Source organism: Stenotrophomonas sp. FBCC-B152, from assembly GCF_059134105.1.
On the sequence record NZ_CP101442.1, the window covers coordinates 1,798,743 to 1,818,763 of the forward strand.

Annotated in this window: 22 protein-coding genes and 1 pseudogene; 8 read left to right on the forward strand and 15 right to left on the reverse strand. The window is 62.7% G+C overall.

Going from position 1 to position 20,021, the window contains the following annotated elements:
• Positions 1 to 211 precede the first annotated feature (211 nt).
• Positions 212 to 592, forward strand: a complete 381-nt coding sequence (locus NMB40_RS08495; RefSeq protein ID WP_494360686.1) for a DUF3653 domain-containing protein — start codon at positions 212 to 214, stop codon at positions 590 to 592.
• 25 nt (positions 593 to 617) lie between these two features.
• Here the strand turns inward: NMB40_RS08495 and NMB40_RS08500 are convergent, their stop codons facing one another.
• The 8 genes from NMB40_RS08500 to NMB40_RS08535 form a co-directional block, all read right to left on the reverse strand.
• Positions 618 to 758: a hypothetical protein gene (locus NMB40_RS08500; RefSeq protein WP_494360687.1), complete on the reverse strand. Its 141-nt coding sequence runs from the start codon at positions 756 to 758 to the stop codon at positions 618 to 620.
• Between the two features lie 11 nt (positions 759 to 769).
• Positions 770 to 1,972 (reverse strand): zonular occludens toxin domain-containing protein, encoded by a 1,203-nt coding sequence (locus tag NMB40_RS08505; protein WP_494360688.1) that lies wholly within the window; start codon positions 1,970 to 1,972, stop codon positions 770 to 772.
• A 1-nt stretch (position 1,973) separates the two neighbouring features.
• Complete coding sequence (locus NMB40_RS08510; RefSeq protein ID WP_494360689.1) at positions 1,974 to 2,303, reverse strand: DUF2523 family protein; 330 nt, start codon at positions 2,301 to 2,303, stop codon at positions 1,974 to 1,976.
• A complete protein-coding gene (locus NMB40_RS08515; protein ID WP_494360690.1) occupies positions 2,303 to 3,700 on the reverse strand; it encodes a hypothetical protein in 1,398 nt (465 codons plus the stop codon). The genes NMB40_RS08510 and NMB40_RS08515 overlap by 1 nt, the downstream gene beginning before the upstream one ends.
• A gap of 106 nt (positions 3,701 to 3,806) precedes the next feature.
• The gene (locus NMB40_RS08520) at positions 3,807 to 4,061 is read right to left on the reverse strand and encodes a hypothetical protein (protein WP_494360691.1); all 255 of its coding nucleotides are present in this window, start codon (positions 4,059 to 4,061) and stop codon (positions 3,807 to 3,809) included.
• Positions 4,062 to 4,442: 381 nt separating this feature from the next.
• Positions 4,443 to 4,721 carry a single-stranded DNA-binding protein gene (locus NMB40_RS08525; RefSeq protein ID WP_494360692.1) on the reverse strand — a complete coding sequence of 93 codons (279 nt, stop codon included), beginning with the start codon at positions 4,719 to 4,721 and terminating at the stop codon, positions 4,443 to 4,445.
• Positions 4,703 to 5,752, reverse strand: coding sequence for a replication initiation factor domain-containing protein (locus tag NMB40_RS08530; RefSeq protein ID WP_494360693.1), 1,050 nt, complete (start codon positions 5,750 to 5,752; stop codon positions 4,703 to 4,705). Before NMB40_RS08530 ends, NMB40_RS08525 begins: the two co-directional genes overlap by 19 nt.
• Complete coding sequence (locus NMB40_RS08535; protein WP_494360694.1) at positions 5,745 to 5,900, reverse strand: hypothetical protein; 156 nt, start codon at positions 5,898 to 5,900, stop codon at positions 5,745 to 5,747. The genes NMB40_RS08530 and NMB40_RS08535 overlap by 8 nt, the downstream gene beginning before the upstream one ends.
• Positions 5,901 to 6,053: 153 nt before the next feature.
• Here NMB40_RS08535 and NMB40_RS08540 point away from each other — a divergent pair, with 153 nt between their 5' ends.
• Positions 6,054 to 6,437, forward strand: a complete 384-nt coding sequence (locus NMB40_RS08540) for a DUF3693 domain-containing protein (RefSeq protein ID WP_494360695.1) — start codon at positions 6,054 to 6,056, stop codon at positions 6,435 to 6,437.
• A 398-nt stretch (positions 6,438 to 6,835) separates the two neighbouring features.
• Here the strand turns inward: NMB40_RS08540 and NMB40_RS08545 are convergent, their stop codons facing one another.
• Positions 6,836 to 7,120 carry a hypothetical protein gene (locus NMB40_RS08545; RefSeq protein ID WP_017354460.1) on the reverse strand — a complete coding sequence of 95 codons (285 nt, stop codon included), beginning with the start codon at positions 7,118 to 7,120 and terminating at the stop codon, positions 6,836 to 6,838.
• 123 nt (positions 7,121 to 7,243) lie between these two features.
• On the opposite strand from NMB40_RS08545, the gene NMB40_RS08550 reads away from it, so the two are divergent.
• Entirely contained in the window at positions 7,244 to 8,407 is a 1,164-nt protein-coding gene (locus tag NMB40_RS08550; RefSeq protein WP_494360696.1) for a site-specific integrase, read from the forward strand.
• A gap of 102 nt (positions 8,408 to 8,509) precedes the next feature.
• On the opposite strand, the gene NMB40_RS08555 is transcribed toward NMB40_RS08550, so the two are convergent.
• Positions 8,510 to 8,794: a hypothetical protein gene (locus tag NMB40_RS08555; protein ID WP_146033506.1), complete on the reverse strand. Its 285-nt coding sequence runs from the start codon at positions 8,792 to 8,794 to the stop codon at positions 8,510 to 8,512.
• A gap of 34 nt (positions 8,795 to 8,828) precedes the next feature.
• On the reverse strand, positions 8,829 to 9,203 hold the full coding sequence (locus tag NMB40_RS08560; protein WP_102947326.1) for a hypothetical protein: 375 nt from the start codon (positions 9,201 to 9,203) through the stop codon (positions 8,829 to 8,831).
• 138 nt (positions 9,204 to 9,341) lie between these two features.
• Between NMB40_RS08560 and NMB40_RS08565 the strand changes: the two genes are divergently transcribed.
• The 3 genes from NMB40_RS08565 (at position 9,342) to NMB40_RS08575 (ending at position 11,771) form a co-directional block, all read left to right on the forward strand.
• Complete coding sequence (locus NMB40_RS08565; protein ID WP_102947325.1) at positions 9,342 to 9,566, forward strand: hypothetical protein; 225 nt, start codon at positions 9,342 to 9,344, stop codon at positions 9,564 to 9,566.
• 74 nt (positions 9,567 to 9,640) lie between these two features.
• Positions 9,641 to 11,308, forward strand: a complete 1,668-nt coding sequence (locus NMB40_RS08570) for a cyclic nucleotide-binding domain-containing thioredoxin-disulfide reductase (RefSeq protein ID WP_102947324.1) — start codon at positions 9,641 to 9,643, stop codon at positions 11,306 to 11,308.
• A gap of 160 nt (positions 11,309 to 11,468) precedes the next feature.
• Positions 11,469 to 11,771 (forward strand): putative quinol monooxygenase, encoded by a 303-nt coding sequence (locus tag NMB40_RS08575; RefSeq protein WP_102947323.1) that lies wholly within the window; start codon positions 11,469 to 11,471, stop codon positions 11,769 to 11,771.
• A gap of 41 nt (positions 11,772 to 11,812) precedes the next feature.
• On the opposite strand, the pseudogene NMB40_RS08580 reads toward NMB40_RS08575, so the two are convergent.
• Positions 11,813 to 12,414: pseudogene (locus NMB40_RS08580) on the reverse strand (DDE-type integrase/transposase/recombinase); the annotation flags it as partial.
• A gap of 143 nt (positions 12,415 to 12,557) precedes the next feature.
• Positions 12,558 to 13,610: a DNA-binding protein gene (locus NMB40_RS08585; RefSeq protein ID WP_102947322.1), complete on the reverse strand. Its 1,053-nt coding sequence runs from the start codon at positions 13,608 to 13,610 to the stop codon at positions 12,558 to 12,560.
• Positions 13,611 to 13,883: 273 nt separating this feature from the next.
• On the opposite strand from NMB40_RS08585, the gene NMB40_RS08590 reads away from it, so the two are divergent.
• Positions 13,884 to 15,464 (forward strand): ATP-dependent nuclease, encoded by a 1,581-nt coding sequence (locus NMB40_RS08590; protein WP_026070029.1) that lies wholly within the window; start codon positions 13,884 to 13,886, stop codon positions 15,462 to 15,464.
• Entirely contained in the window at positions 15,442 to 16,539 is a 1,098-nt protein-coding gene (locus tag NMB40_RS08595) for a UvrD-helicase domain-containing protein (RefSeq protein ID WP_012480224.1), read from the forward strand. Before NMB40_RS08590 ends, NMB40_RS08595 begins: the two co-directional genes overlap by 23 nt.
• A gap of 15 nt (positions 16,540 to 16,554) precedes the next feature.
• Here NMB40_RS08595 and NMB40_RS08600 read toward each other — a convergent pair whose 3' ends face one another.
• Entirely contained in the window at positions 16,555 to 16,830 is a 276-nt protein-coding gene (locus NMB40_RS08600; protein WP_019184735.1) for a hypothetical protein, read from the reverse strand.
• Positions 16,827 to 20,018, reverse strand: coding sequence for an efflux RND transporter permease subunit (locus NMB40_RS08605; protein ID WP_019184736.1), 3,192 nt, complete (start codon positions 20,016 to 20,018; stop codon positions 16,827 to 16,829). Before NMB40_RS08605 ends, NMB40_RS08600 begins: the two co-directional genes overlap by 4 nt.
• Positions 20,019 to 20,021: the final 3 nt, after the last annotated feature.

The window sequence follows — 20,021 nt, forward strand, 5'->3', positions numbered from 1 at the left end:
TCAGGCCACAAGCAGTCATTGCCGAACAAGTAACAGATTTACATGGCGCTTGGTAACAGATTTACCTGCTTCGTCAATGGGGGCCTCATGGCCAGCATCTTCCAAACCACCACATTTCGCATAATGTATATTATGTTCACGGCGGCGCGGCGGGGCTTGGCCCGGATCTTGCCTGTCCCTCAGTCTCCCCAGCTGAGACGGACCTTCGCCCATGCGTGATCGCAAGTTGACCGGCCCTTGGGCCGGTTTTTCATTCAAGGGTGGCCGACTGGTCACACCCGAAGGCCGAGAACTGCTGCCCGAGGATCTGGCTTGGCTGTCGCTCACAGCCGCGATCGCGCAGGAATGGCGAACCATGATGGCGGACACACGCCGCGGCTATGCACCCAAGGACCGACATGGAAAGCCTTGCGGCACTAGGGCTAACGCAAGCGAGATTCCTGCAGGGCGACGTGCGGCCGTGGTCAACCTGAGAGACTACATGAGGCGGTCATACGAGAAGCGGCTTGCCGTGGGTGATCCCGGTCCCCGCGCCGCACCGACGCCTGCTGTCCAGGCGGAATGTGGGCAGATGCCTCGCGTGCGCGTGTGAGGCGTTGACCGTAGGGGCGATGCCCCTACACCCCGGGGCGGCTGCGCTTCTTCCAGCGCTCCCATGCCATTTCGATTTCTGCGGACACGATCCCAAAGACCGCGACAGCCACGATTAGGCCCAGCAGCAGCGCTGCACCGTCATGCGTCATTGCGAACTTTTCCATGGCCACTGACCCTAGTTGGAAATGCGATTCTGCGCCGATTCGGGGAAGCTGCCCACCGAACGGTCGGATGAGGCTATCACAGAGCCACCGAGGCGCTCACCATGGGTGGCCAGAGCCTGCGGCGGCGGCTGTGCAGCTTGAGCGCCCTGCCCCTGCATGCCCTTCTGCTCGCGCTTGAGGAATGGCTCATACTGGCCATTGAGCGCGATGGCGTTGCATTCGGCGAACTGCATCGCGTAGCGGGTGCCCTGCTCCGTAATACACGAACACGACGCCTGCCGAAAAACGCCGTCGCCATCATCGCCGGGGGCCGTGGCCATGCAGAAAAGGCGCGGTGGATCCCCGGGCACGCTCAGGCCGTCATAGATGGGAGCTGACCATGGTTGTCCAGGCACGCGCGGCATCAGACTTGCCACGTATTCGTCCGTCGTGCCGCGATCACGCGTTGTCGCCTGCGCGGCTGGCTTCGCCGCTGTCGCTGGCGCTCCATCAGCTCGCATCCGCTCCGGCTCTTTCGCTGCCGGGGTGTCTCCGCTGAAACGTGTGGCGATACGATTCCACGCGAGCGGGCCAACCACGCAGAACGCGAGGACCAGCCCAAGCGCAGCCCAATAGAACCACGGAATACGCTTTTCACTGGTGTCGTACTTGGTGGACGTGTAGAGCTTAAAAATCTGCTTGGGATAGCCACGGCGCTTGGTGGTGAGTGGGTCGGCCTTGTCAGGATTCGGCTCGTAACGGTCCCAGCGCTTGATATGCACGAACGGCATGCCATAGCGCCTGCGAATGTGATAGTGCTCTTCGATAAGGTCATGCAGGAAGTCGTCCATCTGCTTTTTAGGCGACTGGCAAATCATCACGAAATCAATGCCGCGATGCCGATGCTTGGCAACGAGCTGGACGTGATCAGGGACAGGGCGACCCGGGGGGCGTCGCGGGAACATGCCATGCTCATACGCCTCATCGACCAAGATGATGGCGTGATCGAAACGCGGATCGCTGTGCCAGTTCCGCAGCTCTTCGGGCGTGAGGTCCAATGCACCGCAGGTGCCGTGATTGAAGTCGCGAACGTTGCACACATACAGCTCGCGTACCGGGTGCTTTGAAGGATCCTCAGCATGAAGCCGGTCGGCCTTCTCCTTCATTTCGAGCGCGAACTCGATGGCAAGCACGGTTTTACCGTGTCCTGGCTGGCCGGTGTATTGGTAAAACATGTCAGCCCCCGGCGTCCGTAATCATGTCTTGCAGCTGCGTGACGCCAGCAAGGAACACGCGCATGCCAACCTTCGCGACCAATGCCGACGCGATCATGGTCATAAACACGTCCACACCCATTGCACCGGCCATCTCGCGCACCATGGTGGGCATGCCGCCAGACTGCTCAACGATCCAGCTCTTAATTGACGGCAGGACGTATTGATAGTTGACGAAGGTCAGGCCGCACGCAGCGAGAACGCGCGCAAAAATGAAACTCGCAGCGACTTTAAGGCCTCCAAGAAGGTGCCCGGCAAAGCCCACCAGCGTCGATGTGATCTTCTCAAACATCAGTCTTTAGTCCCCCACCCCATCAGGATTCCGAGCGCCAGAAAAGCGCCGAAGAATAGAAAGCACGCCCGCGCTATGGGCAGTAGGTCGCAGAACCCGCTTTCGTTGAAATTGAAAGAGCCATACTTGGTGCTGGCAACTTGGAACGTGGGGCAGCTGCCGCCGCCGAAGAAGCCACCCTTATCGATCATGTTGAGGCTGGGAGTTGCGTTGGTGATGGTCTTCTTGGGGTCCGGATCTTCGCCGGCACCGCCGTCACCGTCGCCGGGAAACGACCCTATGCCCTCGCCCGCACCCCATCTACCCTCAGCCTCACATCGCGCCTGATACGTCTGCTGGGCGATGGAGCAGAGAACGGGATCACCACCTGTGCACGTGAAGGAACCGCCGCACTGGCCGTCACCGCCGATCTCGCCGTGACCTTCGCCATCGCCATCGCCCTCCCCCTCTCCGTCGCCACCACCATCTGCACCACCGTTGCTTCCACCTTGTCCAGGCCCCGAGCCGTCGCCGGGAACAGGCTGATTTCCGTTAGGACTGCCAGTGTTGTTGTAGGTGTTGTTGTTCGTGGTGTTGTTGGTGTTGTTATTCGTGATGTTGCTGCCGCCGCCTGACTGCTGCCAGTTCTCTCCGGGCCGGTTTGAAGGCGGGTTCGGCGGAGTGTTAGGCGAACCAATGCCGATGCCCTCGGTGCGCGCGTTATTCGTCGCGGTGTGGCCAGTCTTGTTTGCGGTATCGCTCGCGCACGTACGGAATCCGGATGCGGTGGAGACGCATGTTTTGTCTTTTGACTTGCACACTGTGTGACCGGCGCTGGTCGTATGGCAGAACTCATCCTTCTTGTCCGGCTGCTTGGGTAGTTCGCTGTCGCACACGTCGCCGGAAGCCTTCCACGTACCGCTACGGATGGAAATTGAATTCGGGTTGCTTGACTCCCTGAGAGTAAAGTTGGTGCCGGGGTCAAGGTTTGGATTCATCTTGCAACCTTTGTTGCAGACGCCACCGGAATAGAGGGTGCCGTTGATCATCCCGGCCTCGCCGTCGAGGCGCTGACTACACATTGCGCCGTAGTAGAACGTGCGCGTACCCCGACTGGGGTTCTCTGAGCCGCAGCCTGTAATGTTGGCGCTGGCAACAATTGCCTTTTCGTTCGTGCCGGTGTCTTTCACGCACGGAACGTTGTACGAGGGATTGGAGGGAATGATGGACCTGGCATAAGACCATGCCTCTGCGTTAGCTTCGCCCTGATCGCACACGCGGGGGCTGCTACTTGTGCAGCGATAGGACTGGGCGGACGCAGCCTCGGGAAGCGCAAAGACGCCGATGAGGAGCGCGATAAGCATGGCGACAGAAAGCCGCCATGACGCCAGCGGAGAGATTGACTCGGCGGCGTTCATACCTTGCTGAATCCAAGCCAGAGCGCTCCAAGGAACGCGATGATCACCCAGTAGCCGTCCATGTGTCCCCCAGTAAAAAGGGGTGCCCGGAGGCACCCCGAATGGCTCAGCGAGCCTTCTTCAGGTAGGACCACGCGACCAGCGCGAAGACCACCACGACCAGTGCCGACAGCACGGCGACCACGTCGCCACGGATACCCTGCACTTCCGCCAGAGCGGCAGCGCCGAGGCCGTCCTGGGCGGAGGCGATGCCCGACGCGGCCATACCGGCCACGGCGGTACCGGCAGCAGCGATGCGGGCGCGGCCAGCGCCGAAGGAGGAACGGAAGCGCTGCGGGATGGTGTTGGTGTTCTTGTTCATTGGATTTCTCTCTCTCAGTTGGTGGTTTGATACAGCGGTTAACGCGCGTAATCCGCAGTCCGGATCAACACACGTGCGACTACACCAACCGCCCAGATACCGGCAATGGCACCGGCAATCATTGCTCCGTCCGTAAAGCTCAGGTAGGGAACGAAGCTGGGCGGCATGGCGTAATAGGGTTGGGCGCACTGCCCGGTTGACACGTCGTAGTCCTGTGCGTCGCAGGCGAGGTACAGGGTTGGTCCCATGTTCATCAGTGCTTACCGTTGGACTTGACGTGCATGAAAAGAAGGAGCGCCGATGCTGTCGAGAGAGCGCCGATTACGAAGCCCCACATGAGGACCTCGTACGGATGCGCCATGAACAGCATCAGACGCATGGTCAGAGCTTCGGGGCGGCAGGAGCAGGCTTGCCGCCGAGCGGGACGAGATCGACGTAACGCTTGAGCGTCAGGTCGCCGTACTGGCCAAGAGCGAACGACTTGGGATCAATGTCGTACTCACCCGGGGTGTAAGCCGGGCGCTGCCCGAGGCCCACACGGAACGGCAGTTCGAACCCATTGCCCAGGTCGAGGCCGACCATCTGGGAACGCATGATGGTTCCAGCTTTCTGGTTCCGCTCTTCATCGACAACGGCGGATTTCACACGGCAAATTGGCATAGTCCTTCCCTCACATGTTTGTGGAGTGCGTCACCCTTGGCGATACCGCGAAACCTTCCGGGGTGACCGTCTCGGAGGATGCGGGCTTCGGCTACGTCGGGCCACGAAGGACCGAACGCGCCACGAAGTACATTGAGGAAGGGGCCGACCTGTCGGTGTGCCCACTCGATACCGGCTTCGACCGATACGTCCACTTGCTTGCGGATGGTGCGCAACCTGCTGCACACACCCTTGATCAGATCGCGCAGGACGCTATATGCGCCACGGAGGTAGGCGCCGGGGTCAAGCAACACCTCAAGCGGCACCTCAACGTGCTTGCCGTAAAGCCGAACCTCTGCGCGCACCCACGGCGAGGAAGACAAACCGAGCTGCTTGCCCTTCTCGTAGACGCACAGCTCTTTGTGGCCCTTGCCGCCGACGTACAGCGTGTTGCCGGTGCCGTGGCCTTCATCCGACATGAAGCGGTGGCGAGGCGGGCAACCGCCTTCGGCAAAACCACCTTCCGCAGCTACTTGGCGCAGCGCGTGCACGTCCAGGCGCTTGCCTTCAAAGTCATCGTGCGCGCAGTCAACGCGACTGATCTTGGCGTTGAGCTGCGATGCAGCGTTAAACGTGATACGCCAATCTTTGACCCATTTGCAGCCAGCGCCGGTGATGCTGACGCACACCGTTTCGCGGTTGCCGCCCATACCGATGCGACCAACCAGCTCGCCTTCGCGGTCCTTGAGGACGGCGGACAGGGGATAGAAATTCCAGTTCTTCTCACGGATGGCCCCGGCGACCACTTCGCCACGGAAGCCGAAAAGCTTGTGCAGCAGGACTTCAACGTTCGAACAGCGGAAATCCTCAAGAGAGGAAGCGGGCATCACAAGGGTCAGGTAGTCGATGATGGCGGTTTGCTGACCCTTTTGGCCCGTGTTACTCCCCGGGCCAATCTGCGCTGCTCCCTGCCCCTTTTCACCGGCCGATACCGGGGAAAAGCCCTCATTCGAAGGGCGACAAGCAAGCATCAGTCGAGCGGAATCAGCCACGGCGCACCTCGGCAGATGCACGGGCGACAAACGATGCGTCACGAATGGCGGAGGTGGCGTCGCGCTCGCGGCGGGCAATGAGCCACACGCCAAGGCGAGCGAGGCCGACGAACACGGAAAGGAACCCCAGCGTGCCGACAGCGAACATGTATGCGTCCATCCCCTACCCCTGCCCCCAGCCCCTAGAAGGCCCGCCAGCACCCTAGGGGGAGCGACTGGCGGGTGTTGAGTGATCGCTCAACGGGGCCGATGTAAACTGATCGCGAAACACGTGTCAACTGATCGATCAACAGGAGCCGCCATGTCCGCCGTTAACGAACTACTTGACAACGTGAAAAACCGCTTAATTCTCGGCTCTGACATCGCATTGGCCGAAAGGATCGGCGTCACCCGGTCGCTGATTTCCCGGTGGCGAAAGGGCGATACCCCGCTGTCAGACGAGCGGATTGCGCAGATATGTGCCCTGGGCAAGGTCGATGGCGCGACATGGATGGCGATGATTCACGCCGAAAGGGCCACGTCTGCAACGGAGCGTGCACTGTGGCGAATGATCTTGGACAGGGTGAGCGCGGCCGCTGCGGTGGTCGCGCTGGTGTGCGTGAGCCTTCCCGGCGTCGCGAACGCAAAACCCAGTGAAATCAATGCTTTGCGCGCTCCGACTGCGCATATTCTGTATATTATGTAAGATGCAGGTGTGCCCGGTGGGCAGTGCCAAGGACCCAGCCCATCCAGCCGGCCCCGGTGTTGAGCGCTGCGAATTTGGGGCAGCTTGCGCGGCAACTTGTAGCAATTGATGCGCTGAGCTACGTGCAGTCCCAATGACTCGCTGTGATCTTGGTGCATCACCAATGGTGCGTCGCGAATCTGTTGCATCTCCAATGATGTTGCCAAGGCGTTGCAGCCACGCGCTTTCGAGAGCATCTAATTTGGGAGACGGCTATGACCGTCGGCTTCATTTCTGAGCTAGCTCAGCGGCTTGGACCCTCCAATTTTGAAGAGTCCAAGCGAACAATTCACTTGCTGGCTCCGGTGTCGCGGTCCCCGAGCCCCAACCACGTCAGAACCCCTTGGACTTCGGCGGTGTCAGTCAAGGCGCTGACTGATCCATTCCCATGTCGCCTTGCTGAGGTAGCCTTGGTACTCGCCACGGACAAGCTGGGATACAAAAATCCCGTCATTCTTATCGAGCTTCTGTTGAAGATCGGCAGATAGATCGTGAGCGCTCATATCCCCGGACACCCAGCGGACCGACTCCAGATCAGGATCTGCTACGTTCTGGTAGCGCTCCAGGTGCTTGAGGAACGCAGTCCTCTTTGCGTCGTAGTTGGCTTCTCGGTTCAAATTCCAGGTGACAACATAGACGGCCATTTCGATCCTTCGAGACTGACACCGAACGTGTCTCCGTGATCTTAGTAAGTGCGACATATACGGTTCCGATAAGATATATTTATCGGAACTCAGGCTATTTTTAATCCCTACTTTCAACCACTTATGAGCGACCTTCTTCCAGCTCTGACCACCGCGGCTCCTGCCAATCCGACTGTGGCGCAGCTCTCGCAGTCCTCGGCGGACGCGGTGCGCGAAGTCTTCGCCGAAGCGGCCTCGGCCAACACCACGCGCAGTTACGCCACCGCCTTGCGCTACTGGGCGGCCTGGTACCAAGGCCGCTACGGAGCGGTCATCGCCATGCCGGTCGACGCGTCTTGCGTGATCCAGTTCATCATCGATCATCTGGCCCGGCGCTCAGGCGATGCCCTGACCTGGGAGCTGCCGCCGACACTGGATGCGCTTTTGGTGGAAGGCAAATTCAAGCAGCGCCAAGGACCGCTCAAGCTGTCGACCATCGTCCACCGCGTTGCGGTGCTCTCCAGCGCCCATCAATTGCTCAAGCTGGCCAATCCCTGCGAAAGCAGCGAGGTTCGGCAGCTGCTGGCCAAGGGCCGTCGCGCCGCACATAAGCGCGGCGAGCGGCCGAGCAAGAAGACGGCGATCACTGCGACCGAATTGATGGCGATGATTGCGACCTGTGAGGACGATCTTGTTGGGAAACGTGATCGTGCCCTGCTCTACTTCGCCTTCGCCAGTGGTGGGCGCCGTCGGAGCGAGACGGCCCATGCCGTCTTGAGCAAGCTTGCGCCGATCGACGGCGGCTACCTCTACCACCTGGACGTCGGCAAAACGCTTCAGGAGGGCGTCAAAGCAGGCGGCTCGCCGGACAAGCCCTTGTTAGGTCCACCGGCCGAAGCGCTTCGCACCTGGATCGAAGCGGCTGGACTGCAGGAGGGTGCCCTCTTCCGCCAATTGACACGCGGGAAAGTTGGGGCCGGCTTGTCACCCAAGTCGGTGGCCACCATCATCCAGAATCGCGCCCGCGCTGCCGGATTGGTGGGGAGCTTTGGCGGTCACAGCCTACGATCGGGTTTCGTAACGGAAGGTGCTAGGCAAGGAATTGCCCTGCCAGCCATTATGGCAATGACCGATCACCGATCGGTGGTCAGTGTCATCGGCTACTATCAGGCCGGTGCGGCCGAAACGAATCCGGCGGCTCGAATGCTGGAAGCTGCCGCAAGGTCAAGTGCCGAGCGCCCCATAGGAGGGTCGGCAGGGATTCGTGCGAAAAACAGCCAAAAGTTACCTAACAGGCTGAATCTGTAAATGATTTCCCTTATCGAATCGGTTCTTGCGCATTGAGCGGCATATCCAGAACCACGTCGCACTCCGAGGTAAGGTGTTTCAAAAGCGCGGGCACGGGCGGGATCATGCAGGTGCGACCTTTGGGCATGAACGCGTTGATTCCGCTGCGGTAAAACGCGGTGCCTCCCGAACTGCCGGCCTTGGAGAGCACGAGCGCTTTTGCCGGCCGGCGGATGGGTTGACCACCGTCGCCAGCGGGTACGCATGAAACCCGCCATGCGCGTTGTAGATGATCATGGCGTCACCTACTCCCGGCGGCTGCGCCTGCAGATGGGCTTTGACAGTGGTCGATGTCCAGCCAAACAAGGGATATCCCTCGGGTTCCGGGATCTTCTTTTCACGAATCATGCGGGTTCGGTTTATGCCACCACCGATAAGGCGTTCATTGGCCCGCCCTCGGGTGCACCCGCGATCCCGGCGCGCCGGCGACCAGCTCGGCGAACGCCTCGGGGTCGACATCGGCGAACTCGGCTCGCGCGCTCGCGCGTGCCTGCGCCTCGCATTCGGGTTGGAGCGCCCGCGCATCGGCCAGACAAACCGTCGCGCTGTCGAGCGCGGCGGTTGCTGTGGCGGTCGACTCCTCAAGTTGAGCCACCACAGCCGATAAGAGCTCCTCATCGCCGAAAATCTGCCGGCGGATGAAATCGCCCAGCGACAGCCGCGCCGCTTTCGCGCGGCGGCTGGCGTTGGCCTTTTGCTTGGGGGGCATCAGGACCACGACCCGTTCCGTGGCGTGCTCGGGGGTGTTGACACCCATGTCGGACTGCCCGCATATGTAGGTGTGTCAACACTTGGCACATCCGCACGCCGCCGGCGCATCGATCGTCGATGACTGCCGTTCGAATTTTGGGGGCGCTGTTATGCTCACTCGTACGCAATAAGTTCCAGGACTGGCATGGAGCGCGACCGCTATCCCCTTCTCACCATCCCGGTGCCGCCTGACTTCGCCGAGTACTGTGAAGGCCACGGCGCTGCCCCGGCAGCGGTCCTGCAGGCGTTCATGGCCGACTTGGCGCCGACCGTTGAAAGTGGCACTAGCCTGGACCGAGGGAGAGCCGCCCAGTGGTTTCATGCGATCGCGTGGGACCTGCCGCGCTGGAGTGACGAAGACGTTGACTGACCTCACGACCAGCTTCAACCTCATCACGACCATATAGCTAACATACGTTGCTGGAAAACCTCCCGCGCAATCATATGACCAACTCGACCGACCCTTGGACCCGCCGCCGCGCGCAAGCGTTTCCGACGCTGACCCAGGCGCAGCTCGAGGCCGTTCGGGCCTTCGGGACGGTGCATGACGTGGAGGCGCACGAGGTGTTGTTCGATGTCGGCGAGCAGCACGCCGAGTTTATTGTGGTTCTGAGCGGGAAGTTGCGCATCTCCCACTTGGGCTGGGAGGGCGAACAGGAGATCACCGCGCACGGGCCGGGTGAGTTTTCCGGCGAGATCGATATGTTCTCCAACCGGCGCAGCCTGGTGCGCGGGACCGTGATCGAGGCAGGCCAGATGCTGTTCATCGCTCGCGAGGGATTCTGGAGGCTGATCGCGCGGCATGCCGATATCGCCGAGGTGGTAACGCGCGCGTTCATCCTGCGCCGCACCGCACTGATCGAAAATCAGCAGGGCAATGTCATCGTGGTCGGCTCAAGCCACACGGGCGGCGCCTTGCCCATCAGAAGTTTCCTGACGGGAAACGGCCACCCCTATCGCTATGTCGACGTGGACAGCGACGCGAGCGCCGAGACGTTCCTGCGCGAGCTCGGCATTGCGCGCGCGGACCTGCCGGCCGTCGTCTGCCGCGGCGAGCTGATGAAGCGGCCGTCGCCGCGCGCGATCGCCGACTGCCTGGGGCTGTCGGAGCCGCGCGAGGCGGTGGAGGTCTACGATGTGGCCGTGGTGGGTGGCGGGCCGGCTGGCCTGGCGGCCGCGGTGTATGCCGCCTCGGAAGGTGTGCGCGTGATCGTCATCGAGGGCACCGCGCCGGGCGGCCAAGCGGGCACCAGTTCGAAGATCGAGAATTATCTGGGCTTCCCCACGGGTATATCGGGCCAGGCGCTGGCCGGGCGCGGGCTGACCCAGGCGCAGAAGTTCGGCGCCGACGTGGTGACACCGCGCAGCGCGTGCTCGCTCGATTGCCGCCAGCGACCGTTCACCCTGGGACTCGACGACGGCGAGGCGATCAAGACCCGCACCGTCGTCATCGCCAGCGGCGCCGAGTACCGGCGCCTCGGTCTCGACAACGAACACGATTGCCAGGGCGCCGGCATCTATTATGGCGCGACCCATGTGGAGGCCTCGCTGTGCGAGGATGAGGAGGTGGCGGTGGTGGGCGGTGGTAACTCCGCCGGTCAGGCGGCGGTGTTTCTCTCGAACCGTGCCCGGCACGTCCACATGCTCGTGCGCGGGCAAGGATTGGCCGACAGCATGTCGTCGTATCTGATCAACCGAATCGAGCCGTCAGACAACATAACGCTTCATCGGCATACGGAGGTCGCTGGCCTGATCGGCAATGGTGCGTTGGAGAGCCTGCTCTGGCGGAACAACCAAACGGGTGAGACCGAGGAGAGGCCTATACGCCACCTGTTCGTGATGATCGGCGCGACCCCGAATACGGGGTGGTTGGGCGGGTGCCTGGCGCTCGACGACGCAGGCTTTATCAAGACCGGCGGCGATCTGGCCTCGGAAGATCTGAGCCATGCGGGCTGGGCCCGTGACCGGAGGCCCTTTCTGATGGAGACCGACCGGCCTGGGGTCTTCGCGGTTGGCGACGTGCGTTCCGGCAGCGTCAAGCGCGTGGCTTCGGCCGTCGGCGAGGGCTCGATCGCCGTGCAGTACCTGCATAGCATTCTCGGCGAGAGTTGAGCTGTCTAACCAATGCAAAGTGATGTGGTGGCGGTATGCGGAGTAGCCATTCTCGGCGTCTTGTTCCAGATTGTCACAGGAAGAGCGAAACCGCAGCACCGGACCGGGTCAGTGCTGAAGCTGCCCGGGCCGCGTCCATCCAACCCCAAGGAGAACCGACATGGTAAGCAAAGCACTATGGGTCCCACTCGAAGCCAAACCCGGCAAGGAAGCCGAGGTCGAGGCGTTTCTCAACAGCGGCCTTGAACTGGTTCAGCAGGAACCCGGCACCGCGACCTGGTACGCCGTAAAATTGGGGGCGTCGACGTTTGGCATCTTCGACACCTTTGATGACGACGCCGGTCGAGACGCCCATTTATCCGGCAAGGTCGCCGAAGCCCTGATGGAACAAGCACCGGATCTATTCGCGAAGGACCCGGAAATCCACAAGCTCGACGTACTGGCTGCCAAGGGTGCCGCATAGCCCGCACGCCGGCAAACCCCGTACGATCACCCGAGAGGATGCTACTTGTCGCATCCCGCACGATCATAAGGCCGTTTGTTGAAGAGCATCGGATGGGACTTGTACCAATCCTTCATGGACTGGATCGGTGTCTTGCTTTTCAACACGGACTGCGGCAACTGGTGGTTGTACAAGGCCACGTAACGTAACAGGGTGTGCTCCAGGTCGTCGGCGCCATGGAAGTGGTGGGTGTTGAGCACGTCGCTGATGCGGCCATTGAAGCGCTCGACCATGCCATTGGTTTTCGGCGTCCTGGGCTTGGTCAGGCGGTGCTCGATGCCCAAGGCCCGGCACAGCCGGTCGAACTCGTGATGGCCACTGGGCTGACGCTCGCGCGTGGCGAACAGGCGATCGGTGAACTCCTTGCCGTTGTCGGTCAACAGTTGACGATCTTGATCGGGCTGGCCTGGTGCAGCGCCTGCAAGAAGCTGTGGGCACTGGCGGCGCTCTTGTCGCTCTTGATCGCCACGAACACCCAACGCGTGGCCCGATCAATGGCGACAAACAGATAGCGTCGGCGACGCTCATCGGCCATCTGCGGCAAGTACTTGACGTCCATATGGAAGTAGCCCGGCTCGTAAAGCTTGAAGGCCTTGTGCGGCACTTTCGCAGCGGCCGGCTCGGCGGCTTGCAGTTCTTGCCACACCATAAGACAACGGGCGTGGTAAGCCTCCCGCGCGGCGCCAGCCCCGCGATGGCATCATCAAGTTTGCTCATGTGAGTCTCCGGACGTTCAACGCGATGAGGCTAAGGGGCGGCCTTCTCACGGGATGAGATCGCATCGGCCGCGCTGTCGTTGGCGTGCTCGGGGCGGAATTGTGCCAGCAACTGTTCCAGCGTTTCCTGGCGCACGCCAGCGCGCAGCGCATTGGCTTCGGCTTGCTCGCGGCGCTCCCGCTCCCGGGTGGTTTCGGCGCGGGCGTCGGTGAGTTCGATGCGTACGCTGTCCAGCGTTCGTACGTCCTCGGCCCATCGTGTCTGCAGGGCCTGGTGCTCGGTCGCGGTCAGTCGCAACGCATCCAGTTCCCGTTGCTGTGCCTCCGCGGTGTGCTTGGCCTGCGCCAGTTCGCGCTCCAGACGCCCGTGGCGCTCCAGCCACTGGCCGTTGTCGCGATTGAGCTGCAGCAGCTCGTGGTTCTTGGCGGTCAGCGCTTCGTTGGCCTGGCGCAATGCGACTTGCAGTTCCTGCACCTGCTGCTCGTGCCGGCGCTGCTCCTGTTCGCGCTGCTCCTTGACGGAGGTGCGGTAGTGCTCCAGCGCCTGGCGTGCGTGCTGGTGCTTCTCCTCCAGCGAGCGGGCGTGCGCCTCGTGCTCGACCACGCGCGTCGTCAGCCCGGCGACGCGCTCCTCCAGCTGGCGCACCGTGGTGTTCGCCTCAGTGAGGGCCTGCTGCCCCTGCGCGCGCGCCTCGGTTTCGGCCTGCAGGGCGGTTTCGGTGCGTTGCAGTTGGGTGCTCAGCGCGGCCGCCTCCTGCCGTTGGCTCTCCAGCGCGGCTTCGCGCTCCCGCATTTGTGCCTGGAACTGCTCCCGAGCCTCGGTAATCGCAGTCTCGGCTTCTTCGTGCAGGCGTGCTGCGAGCCGGCCGATCAGGTCCTGCAGCGCATCGCTGACCGCCACCGTCGCCCCGACACCCTGGCCTTCCTCCGCCTCCAATTCCTTGAGGTAGCGATGGATGGTCGTCTTGGAGCCCGTGTTGCCCAAGGCGATACGAATCGCATCGAGAGAAGGATTGATGCCTTGCGCCAACAGGCTGTCCCGCGCCTTCTTGATTTCCGACTTGTAGAGCCCGCCGCGTGCCATGTCCGCCTCCTGAGAATTTCGTACCGTAGTACGTACTACGTATTTACGTACTATATAATATCAAGTCAAGCCGTATTTACGGCTGACTAGTTACGCGGGATAATGTGGAATTATCCCGCGTAAGGCGGATTCTGACCCTTCCCGGCGTCCCAAGCAGTACGAAACCGCCCAGGGCCGGCGATCGCTGGGTAGTATGGCCCAGAGCGGAAAGGAGGCCAGCCAGGGTGCAGGCAGGCTCCGCCACCGAGCCCGTTGGCCATCAAAGGACTGTGCATGCCGATCGAACGTATCGTCATCGACAACTTCAAGTCGTTTCGCCATCTGGACCTGCCCCTCAATGCCCACATGAACCTGGTGGTGGGCGACAACGAGGTCGGTAAATCCACCCTGCTGGAGGCCATCCACGCGGTGGTCACCGGCCAGCTGCATGGGCGCAATCTTGCCTACGAGCTCACGCCCTACCTGTTCCACCAGCCCACGGTGCAGGAGTACTTGGGAGCGCTTGCCACGGGCACGCCGGCCTCGCCGCCACGGATCTCCATCGAAGCCTATCTGGGCGCCGACGCCGCGCTGGCGTCGTTACGCGGCACCAACAACTCCCTGCGTCTGGATACCGCCGGCATCCGGCTGCTGGTCGAGCTCAACGACGACTACCGCGAGGAGTTCAACGCCTACCTGCAGCAGCACCAGGGCGCGGTCAGCCTGCCGGTGGAGTACTACACGGTGCGCTGGTACTCCTTCGCCAACAATGGCGTCACCGCCCGTAGTATTCCGTTCGACTCGACCATCATCGACACGCACGGCATCAAGACCTTGTCCGGTGCCGATCGCTATATCGCTGGCATCATCGAGCAGGCACTGACGCCTGCGCAGCGCGTCTCGCTGTCGCTGAGCTTCCGCCGCATGCGGCAGAGCTTTTCCGAAGAAGCGGATGTGGCAGCGATCAATGCCTACTTGACCGAGCACACCGGGGACATCAGCCACAGGGCATTGACGGTAGGCGTGGACACATCGCCGCGCTCAACGTGGGAAACCAGCCTGTCACCCTACCTGGATGAGCTCCCGTTCACCCAGGCCGGCAAGGGCGAGCAAAGCGCGGTGAAGATGAAGCTGGCGATGCACGCGGCCGGCGCGGCTCACGTGCTGCTGATCGAGGAGCCGGAGAACCATCTGTCCTATTCCAGCATGACCCAGCTGATCGACAAGATTGCGGCCCTCTCCACCGCCCAGCAGGTGATCATCGCCACCCACAGCAGCTTCGTGTTGAACAAGCTGGGCGTGGACAACGTGATCCTGTTCAGCGCGCAAGGCCAGATGAAGCTGGACCAGCTGCCCAGCGATACCCACGACTATTTCATGAAGCTGCCGGGCCACGACACGCTGCGGTTGATCCTGGCCAAGCAGGCGATCCTGGTGGAAGGCCCTTCCGACGAACTGATCGTGCAGCGTGCCTACAGTGACCATCACGGCGTGGCGCCGATGGCTCACGGCGTAGACATCATTTCGGTCAAGTCGTTGGCATTCAAACGCTTCTTGCAGATTGCCGATCGACTGAGGATTCAGGCCAAGGTGATCACCGACAACGACGGTGATATCGCAGTTGTGCAAGAGCGCTATGCCGAGCACATCAACGCGATCTATTACGATTCCGACGAGAGCGCCCCTTCGCTGGAAGAGCAGCTGATCAAAGCCAACTCGCTGGCCGAACTCAATACCGTGCTGGGCAAGGCCTTTGCCGATGAGGTGGCGCTGCTCAAGTACATGAAGGGCCATAAGACCGATACGGCCTTGGCGATTTTCAATAGCCCGCACTCGATCAGGTTCCCGGACTATGTCCAGCGTGCCATCACCTAACCGGGTCCTGCTCTCGGCAGCCGGCTCGGGCAAGACCACGTTGCTGGTCCGGCAGGCCTTGGAGCGACCTGGGCGCCGCATCGCGATTGTCACCTACACGCTGGAAAACCTGGAAGAGATCCGGCGCTCGTTTGAGGCCCACGCAGGCGCGGTCCCCGCGCATGTCACCTTGCACAGCTGGTATGGCTTTCTGCTGCGCCAGTGCATTCGCCCGTACCAGGCTGCGCTTTGCCCTGAGCCTCGCATCGAGACCATCCTGTTCGTAGAAGGTGTCACCAACAACCGCGCCCCACGCACCCAGGTGGCGCGCCACTACCTGGCGGGCAACCGGATGTATTCGGACCGAGCGGCCGATTTCGCTGTGCGCTGCGATGAGCTGACCCAAGGCCAGGTCGTGGCGCGATTGGCGGCGATGTACGACGAGCTCTACATCGACGAAGTCCAGGATCTGGCCGGCTTTGATCTGGATCTGGTCGAACGGCTGTTGAAGAGCGAGATTGCCATCACGTTGGTAGGCGATACGCGCCAAGCCACGTATGCCACCAACTATGCGCAAAGGTACAGCCAATACCGTGGTCCGAATCTGGCAGCGCTGTTTCAGATTTGGGAGGCCGACGGCTTATGCCGGCTGGATCACCGCCTCACCAGTCTGCGCTGCGTCCAGGCCCTGTGCGATATGGCTGACACGCTCTATCCGCAGATGCCGCGGACCCAATCAGGCAATGGCGAGGTCACCGGACACGATGGCATCTACCTCGTCGCTCCAGGGGATGTGGCCGCGTACATGCAGGAGTTCGCCCCCACCGTGCTCCGGCATGACCGGCGGCAGGCGTGCGACGGACTGCCGGCGGTGAACTTTGGGCAGTGCAAGGGCCGCACCTACAGTCGGGTCCTCATCTTTCCGAACGGGCCGTTGACGCAGTACCTGCGCACGGCCGATGCAGCGCGTATCACCGCGCCGCCGAAATACTACGTGGCCTTCACCCGGGCGCGGCAAAGCGTGGCCTTTGTGTATGCCGGCGCGTGCGCGTTGCCGGGTCATCAGCTCTATGCGCCTGCCAGCGCAGACGCATAGAGCCAGGGGCTGCGATCACATCTTCTTTAACGGCGCCGCGGTGGGCGGCGGCGGTACCGGGCCCGGGTCGTTGAAACACAGCATGATCTGATCGATGCCGAATTGATCGGCCAGGACCTGGGCAATCACAGCATGCACCAGGTCCAGGTCGACCGAGGGCGCCGCGACCGTGATGGTGGCCGCGATCGCACGGCCATGCTCACCGGCGACCAGGCGCAGGTCGTCCACCGCTTTCACGCCCGGGTCGGTAAACATCGCCGCACGGACCTGTTCCAGGTTGAGCTCGTTCATGGGGACTCCAAAGCAGTGCTTCCGGCGCGGGGAGCTCGGTCGCGATGCAGCCAACGATAGAGCACCGGCAGCACCAACAAGGTCAATGCGGTGGATGAGACGATGCCGCCGATGACGACAGTGGCCAGCGGCCGCTGCACTTCCGAGCCAGCACCGACATTCAAGGCCATGGGTAGGAAGCCCAGCGAGGCTACCAGGGCGGTCATCAACACCGGTCGCAGGCGTCCAAGGGCGCCGTCGCGCACAGCGTCGTCTAGCGGATCGCCCTGTTCGCGCAGACGGCGGATGAAGGCGATCATGACCAGCCCGTTGAGTACGGCCACGCCCGACAGCGCGATGAAGCCCACGCCGGCAGAGATCGACAACGGAATCCCGCGCAGAGCCAGTGCCAGCACACCGCCGGTCAGCGCCAGCGGCACGCCACTGAACACAATGGCCGCATCCTTGGCCGAGCCGAAGGCCATGAATAGCAGAGCGAAGATCAACGCCAGTGTCACCGGAACGACCACGCCCAGGCGTTGGGTGGCCGAGATCAGCTGCTCGAAGGTGCCGCCGTAATCGATCCAGTAGCCCTCTGGAAGCGCGACATCCTGGCCGATGCGTGTGCGCAACTCGCCGACGAACCCGCCCAGATCGCGCTCGCGCACGTTGGCGGTGATCACCACGCGGCGCTTGCCGTTCTCGCGGTTGATCTGATTGGGCCCGCGCTCTACCTGGATCTTCGCCACTTCCCGCAGCGGCACCGTGCGAGGCCCCCCATTGGCGCCGGCGGCCAGACGGCTGGACTCATCGACACTGGTGCTTGCCGGCAGCGGAATGGGCAGATCTGCCAGCACAGCGGGGTCTTGGCGCTGCGCTTCGGGCAGGCGCACGACCAGGTCGAAGCGGCGGTCGCCCTCGATCAACTGGCCGGCAACACTGCCCCCAATGGCGGTGGCCACCGTTTCCTGCACATCGCCCGGGTTCAGGCCATACCGTGCCAATGCCGCCGGATCTGGCGTGATGGTCAGCAGCGGCAGGCCGGAGACCTGCTCGGCCTTGACGTCTTCGGCGCCGGGGACGCTACGCATGACCCGCTCGACCCGGCTGGCCAGGCGCGTCAACTGGTCAAGGTTGTCGCCGTAGACCTTGACCGCCACGTCCGAACGGACGCCGGAGATCAACTCGTTGGTGCGCATCTGGATGGGCTGGGTGAACTCGTAGTTGCTGCCCGGGATTTCCTTGGCCGCCGCCTCCAGCTCTTCCACCAGCTCGGCCTTGGGCTTGCGCGGGTCGGGCCACTGGTCGCGGGGCTTGAGCATCAGGAAGGTGTCGGCCATCGACGGCGGCATAGGATCGGTGGCCACCTCGGCGGTGCCGATCTTTGAGAAGATGTTGGCCACCTCCGGGAACTGGGCCAGGCGCTTCTCCAGCGTTTCCTGCATGGCCACCGACTGCTCCAAGCTGGTGCCGGGAATACGCATGGGCTGCAAGGTGATGTCGCCCTCATCCAGGCTCGGCACGAACTCCGAACCCAAGCGGGTGGCCAGCACGCCACAGCCCACCACCAGCACGGCCGCGCCGGCCAGCACCACCACGCGCCGACGCAGGGCCCAATCCAGCAGCGGCGTATAACGGGCACGCGACCAGCGCATCAGGCGGTTGTCGTGCTCAGCCACACGGCCGCGCAGGAAGCTGGCGATCGCCGCCGGCACGAAGGTCAGCGACAACACCATGGCGCCGGTCAGGGCCAGCACCACCGTGATCGCCATCGGGTGGAACATTTTTCCTTCTACCCCGGACAGCGCGAAGATCGGCAGGTAGACCGCGGCGATGATGCCCAGGCCAAACAGGCTGGGACGGATCACCTCGGCGGTGGCCGAGGCGGTCAGGTCATAGCGCTCTTCATCGTTGAGCTGGCGGCCCAGCGCGTGCTGCGCCTCGCCGAACCGGCGCAGACAGTTCTCGATGATGATCACCGCCCCGTCCACGATCAGGCCGAAGTCCAGCGCGCCCAGGCTCATCAGGTTGCCCGACACGCCGCCACGCACCATGCCGATGATGGTGAACAGCATCGCCAACGGGATCACCGCCGCGGTGATCAACGAGGCGCGCACATTGCCCAGCAGCAGGAACAGCACCACCACCACCAGCAGCGCGCCCTCGATCAGGTTCTTGGACACCGTGCCGATGGTGCGATCCACCAGCGCGGTGCGGTCATAGACGGCCTTGGCATGGACGCCGGCAGGCAGGCTGGCGTTGGCGGCATCCAGCTTGGCCGCGGCCGCCTGGGAGACTTCCCGGCTGTTGGCGCCGAACAACATGAAGGCGGTACCGACCACGACCTCGTGGCCATTCTGGGTGGCCGCGCCCGTGCGCAGCTCCTTGCCTTCGCCCACGCTAGCGACGTCGCGCACCCGAATGGGCACGCCATCGCGCCGGTCCAGCACGATGTTGCCGATTGCCTCCAGATTGGCTAGCTGGCCCGGCACGCGCACCAGGAACTGCTGTCCGTTGCGCTCGATGTAGCCGGCGCCGATGTTCTGGTTGTTGCGCATGACCGCGGCGACCACGTCGTTCAACGTGAAGCCCAGCGCCACCAACTGAGCTGGATCGGGAGTGATGTGGATCTGCCGCTCGAAGCCGCCGATGGTGTTGACCTCGGTGACGCCGGGCGTGGTGCGCAGCTGCGGCCGGATCACCCAGTCCTGCAGGGTGCGCAGGTCCGTGGCCGTGTACGGGGTGCCGTCGGGCTTGCGAGCGTTGGGCTCGGCCTCCACGGTGTACATGAAGATCTCGCCCAACCCGGTGGAGATCGGCCCCATTTCCGGGTCCAACCCTTCGGGAAGCTGGGAGGCGATCTGCTGCAGGCGCTCGGCGACCTGCTGGCGGGCAAAGTACAGGTCGGTGCCGTCCTTGAAGACGACGGTGACCTGCGAAAGCCCGTAGCGCGACAGCGAGCGGCTGTAGTCCAGCTTGGGCAGACCGGCCATGGCCGTTTCGATGGCAAAGGTAACCCGTTGTTCGGCCTCCAGCGGCGAGTAACCCGGGGCCTGGGTGTTGATCTGGACCTGGACGTTGGTGATGTCGGGTGTGGCGTCAATGGAAAGGTGACGGTAGCTCCACACGCCCAGCGCAACCAGCGCAGCGGTGAGCACTAGCGTCAGCCAGCGATGGCGGATGGACAGCCCAATGAGGCGTTCGAGCATGGC

Coding starts and splice junctions, on each gene's coding strand:
- NMB40_RS08505 (WP_494360688.1), bottom strand. CDS start 1,972: ATGTTTTACCAATACACCGGCCAGCCAGGACACGGTAAAACCGTGCTT.
- NMB40_RS08570 (WP_102947324.1), top strand. CDS start 9,641: ATGACCAACTCGACCGACCCTTGGACCCGCCGCCGCGCGCAAGCGTTT.
- NMB40_RS08520 (WP_494360691.1), bottom strand. CDS start 4,061: ATGAACAAGAACACCAACACCATCCCGCAGCGCTTCCGTTCCTCCTTC.
- NMB40_RS08545 (WP_017354460.1), bottom strand. CDS start 7,120: ATGGCCGTCTATGTTGTCACCTGGAATTTGAACCGAGAAGCCAACTAC.
- NMB40_RS08595 (WP_012480224.1), top strand. CDS start 15,442: ATGTCCAGCGTGCCATCACCTAACCGGGTCCTGCTCTCGGCAGCCGGC.
- NMB40_RS08585 (WP_102947322.1), bottom strand. CDS start 13,610: ATGGCACGCGGCGGGCTCTACAAGTCGGAAATCAAGAAGGCGCGGGAC.
- NMB40_RS08565 (WP_102947325.1), top strand. CDS start 9,342: ATGGAGCGCGACCGCTATCCCCTTCTCACCATCCCGGTGCCGCCTGAC.
- NMB40_RS08495 (WP_494360686.1), top strand. CDS start 212: ATGCGTGATCGCAAGTTGACCGGCCCTTGGGCCGGTTTTTCATTCAAG.
- NMB40_RS08515 (WP_494360690.1), bottom strand. CDS start 3,700: ATGAACGCCGCCGAGTCAATCTCTCCGCTGGCGTCATGGCGGCTTTCT.
- NMB40_RS08525 (WP_494360692.1), bottom strand. CDS start 4,721: ATGCCAATTTGCCGTGTGAAATCCGCCGTTGTCGATGAAGAGCGGAAC.
- NMB40_RS08590 (WP_026070029.1), top strand. CDS start 13,884: ATGCCGATCGAACGTATCGTCATCGACAACTTCAAGTCGTTTCGCCAT.
- NMB40_RS08555 (WP_146033506.1), bottom strand. CDS start 8,794: ATGATTCGTGAAAAGAAGATCCCGGAACCCGAGGGATATCCCTTGTTT.
- NMB40_RS08605 (WP_019184736.1), bottom strand. CDS start 20,018: ATGCTCGAACGCCTCATTGGGCTGTCCATCCGCCATCGCTGGCTGACG.
- NMB40_RS08575 (WP_102947323.1), top strand. CDS start 11,469: ATGGTAAGCAAAGCACTATGGGTCCCACTCGAAGCCAAACCCGGCAAG.
- NMB40_RS08510 (WP_494360689.1), bottom strand. CDS start 2,303: ATGTTTGAGAAGATCACATCGACGCTGGTGGGCTTTGCCGGGCACCTT.
- NMB40_RS08540 (WP_494360695.1), top strand. CDS start 6,054: ATGTCCGCCGTTAACGAACTACTTGACAACGTGAAAAACCGCTTAATT.
- NMB40_RS08550 (WP_494360696.1), top strand. CDS start 7,244: ATGAGCGACCTTCTTCCAGCTCTGACCACCGCGGCTCCTGCCAATCCG.
- NMB40_RS08500 (WP_494360687.1), bottom strand. CDS start 758: ATGGAAAAGTTCGCAATGACGCATGACGGTGCAGCGCTGCTGCTGGGC.
- NMB40_RS08560 (WP_102947326.1), bottom strand. CDS start 9,203: ATGGGTGTCAACACCCCCGAGCACGCCACGGAACGGGTCGTGGTCCTG.
- NMB40_RS08600 (WP_019184735.1), bottom strand. CDS start 16,830: ATGAACGAGCTCAACCTGGAACAGGTCCGTGCGGCGATGTTTACCGAC.
- NMB40_RS08535 (WP_494360694.1), bottom strand. CDS start 5,900: ATGTTCGCTGTCGGCACGCTGGGGTTCCTTTCCGTGTTCGTCGGCCTC.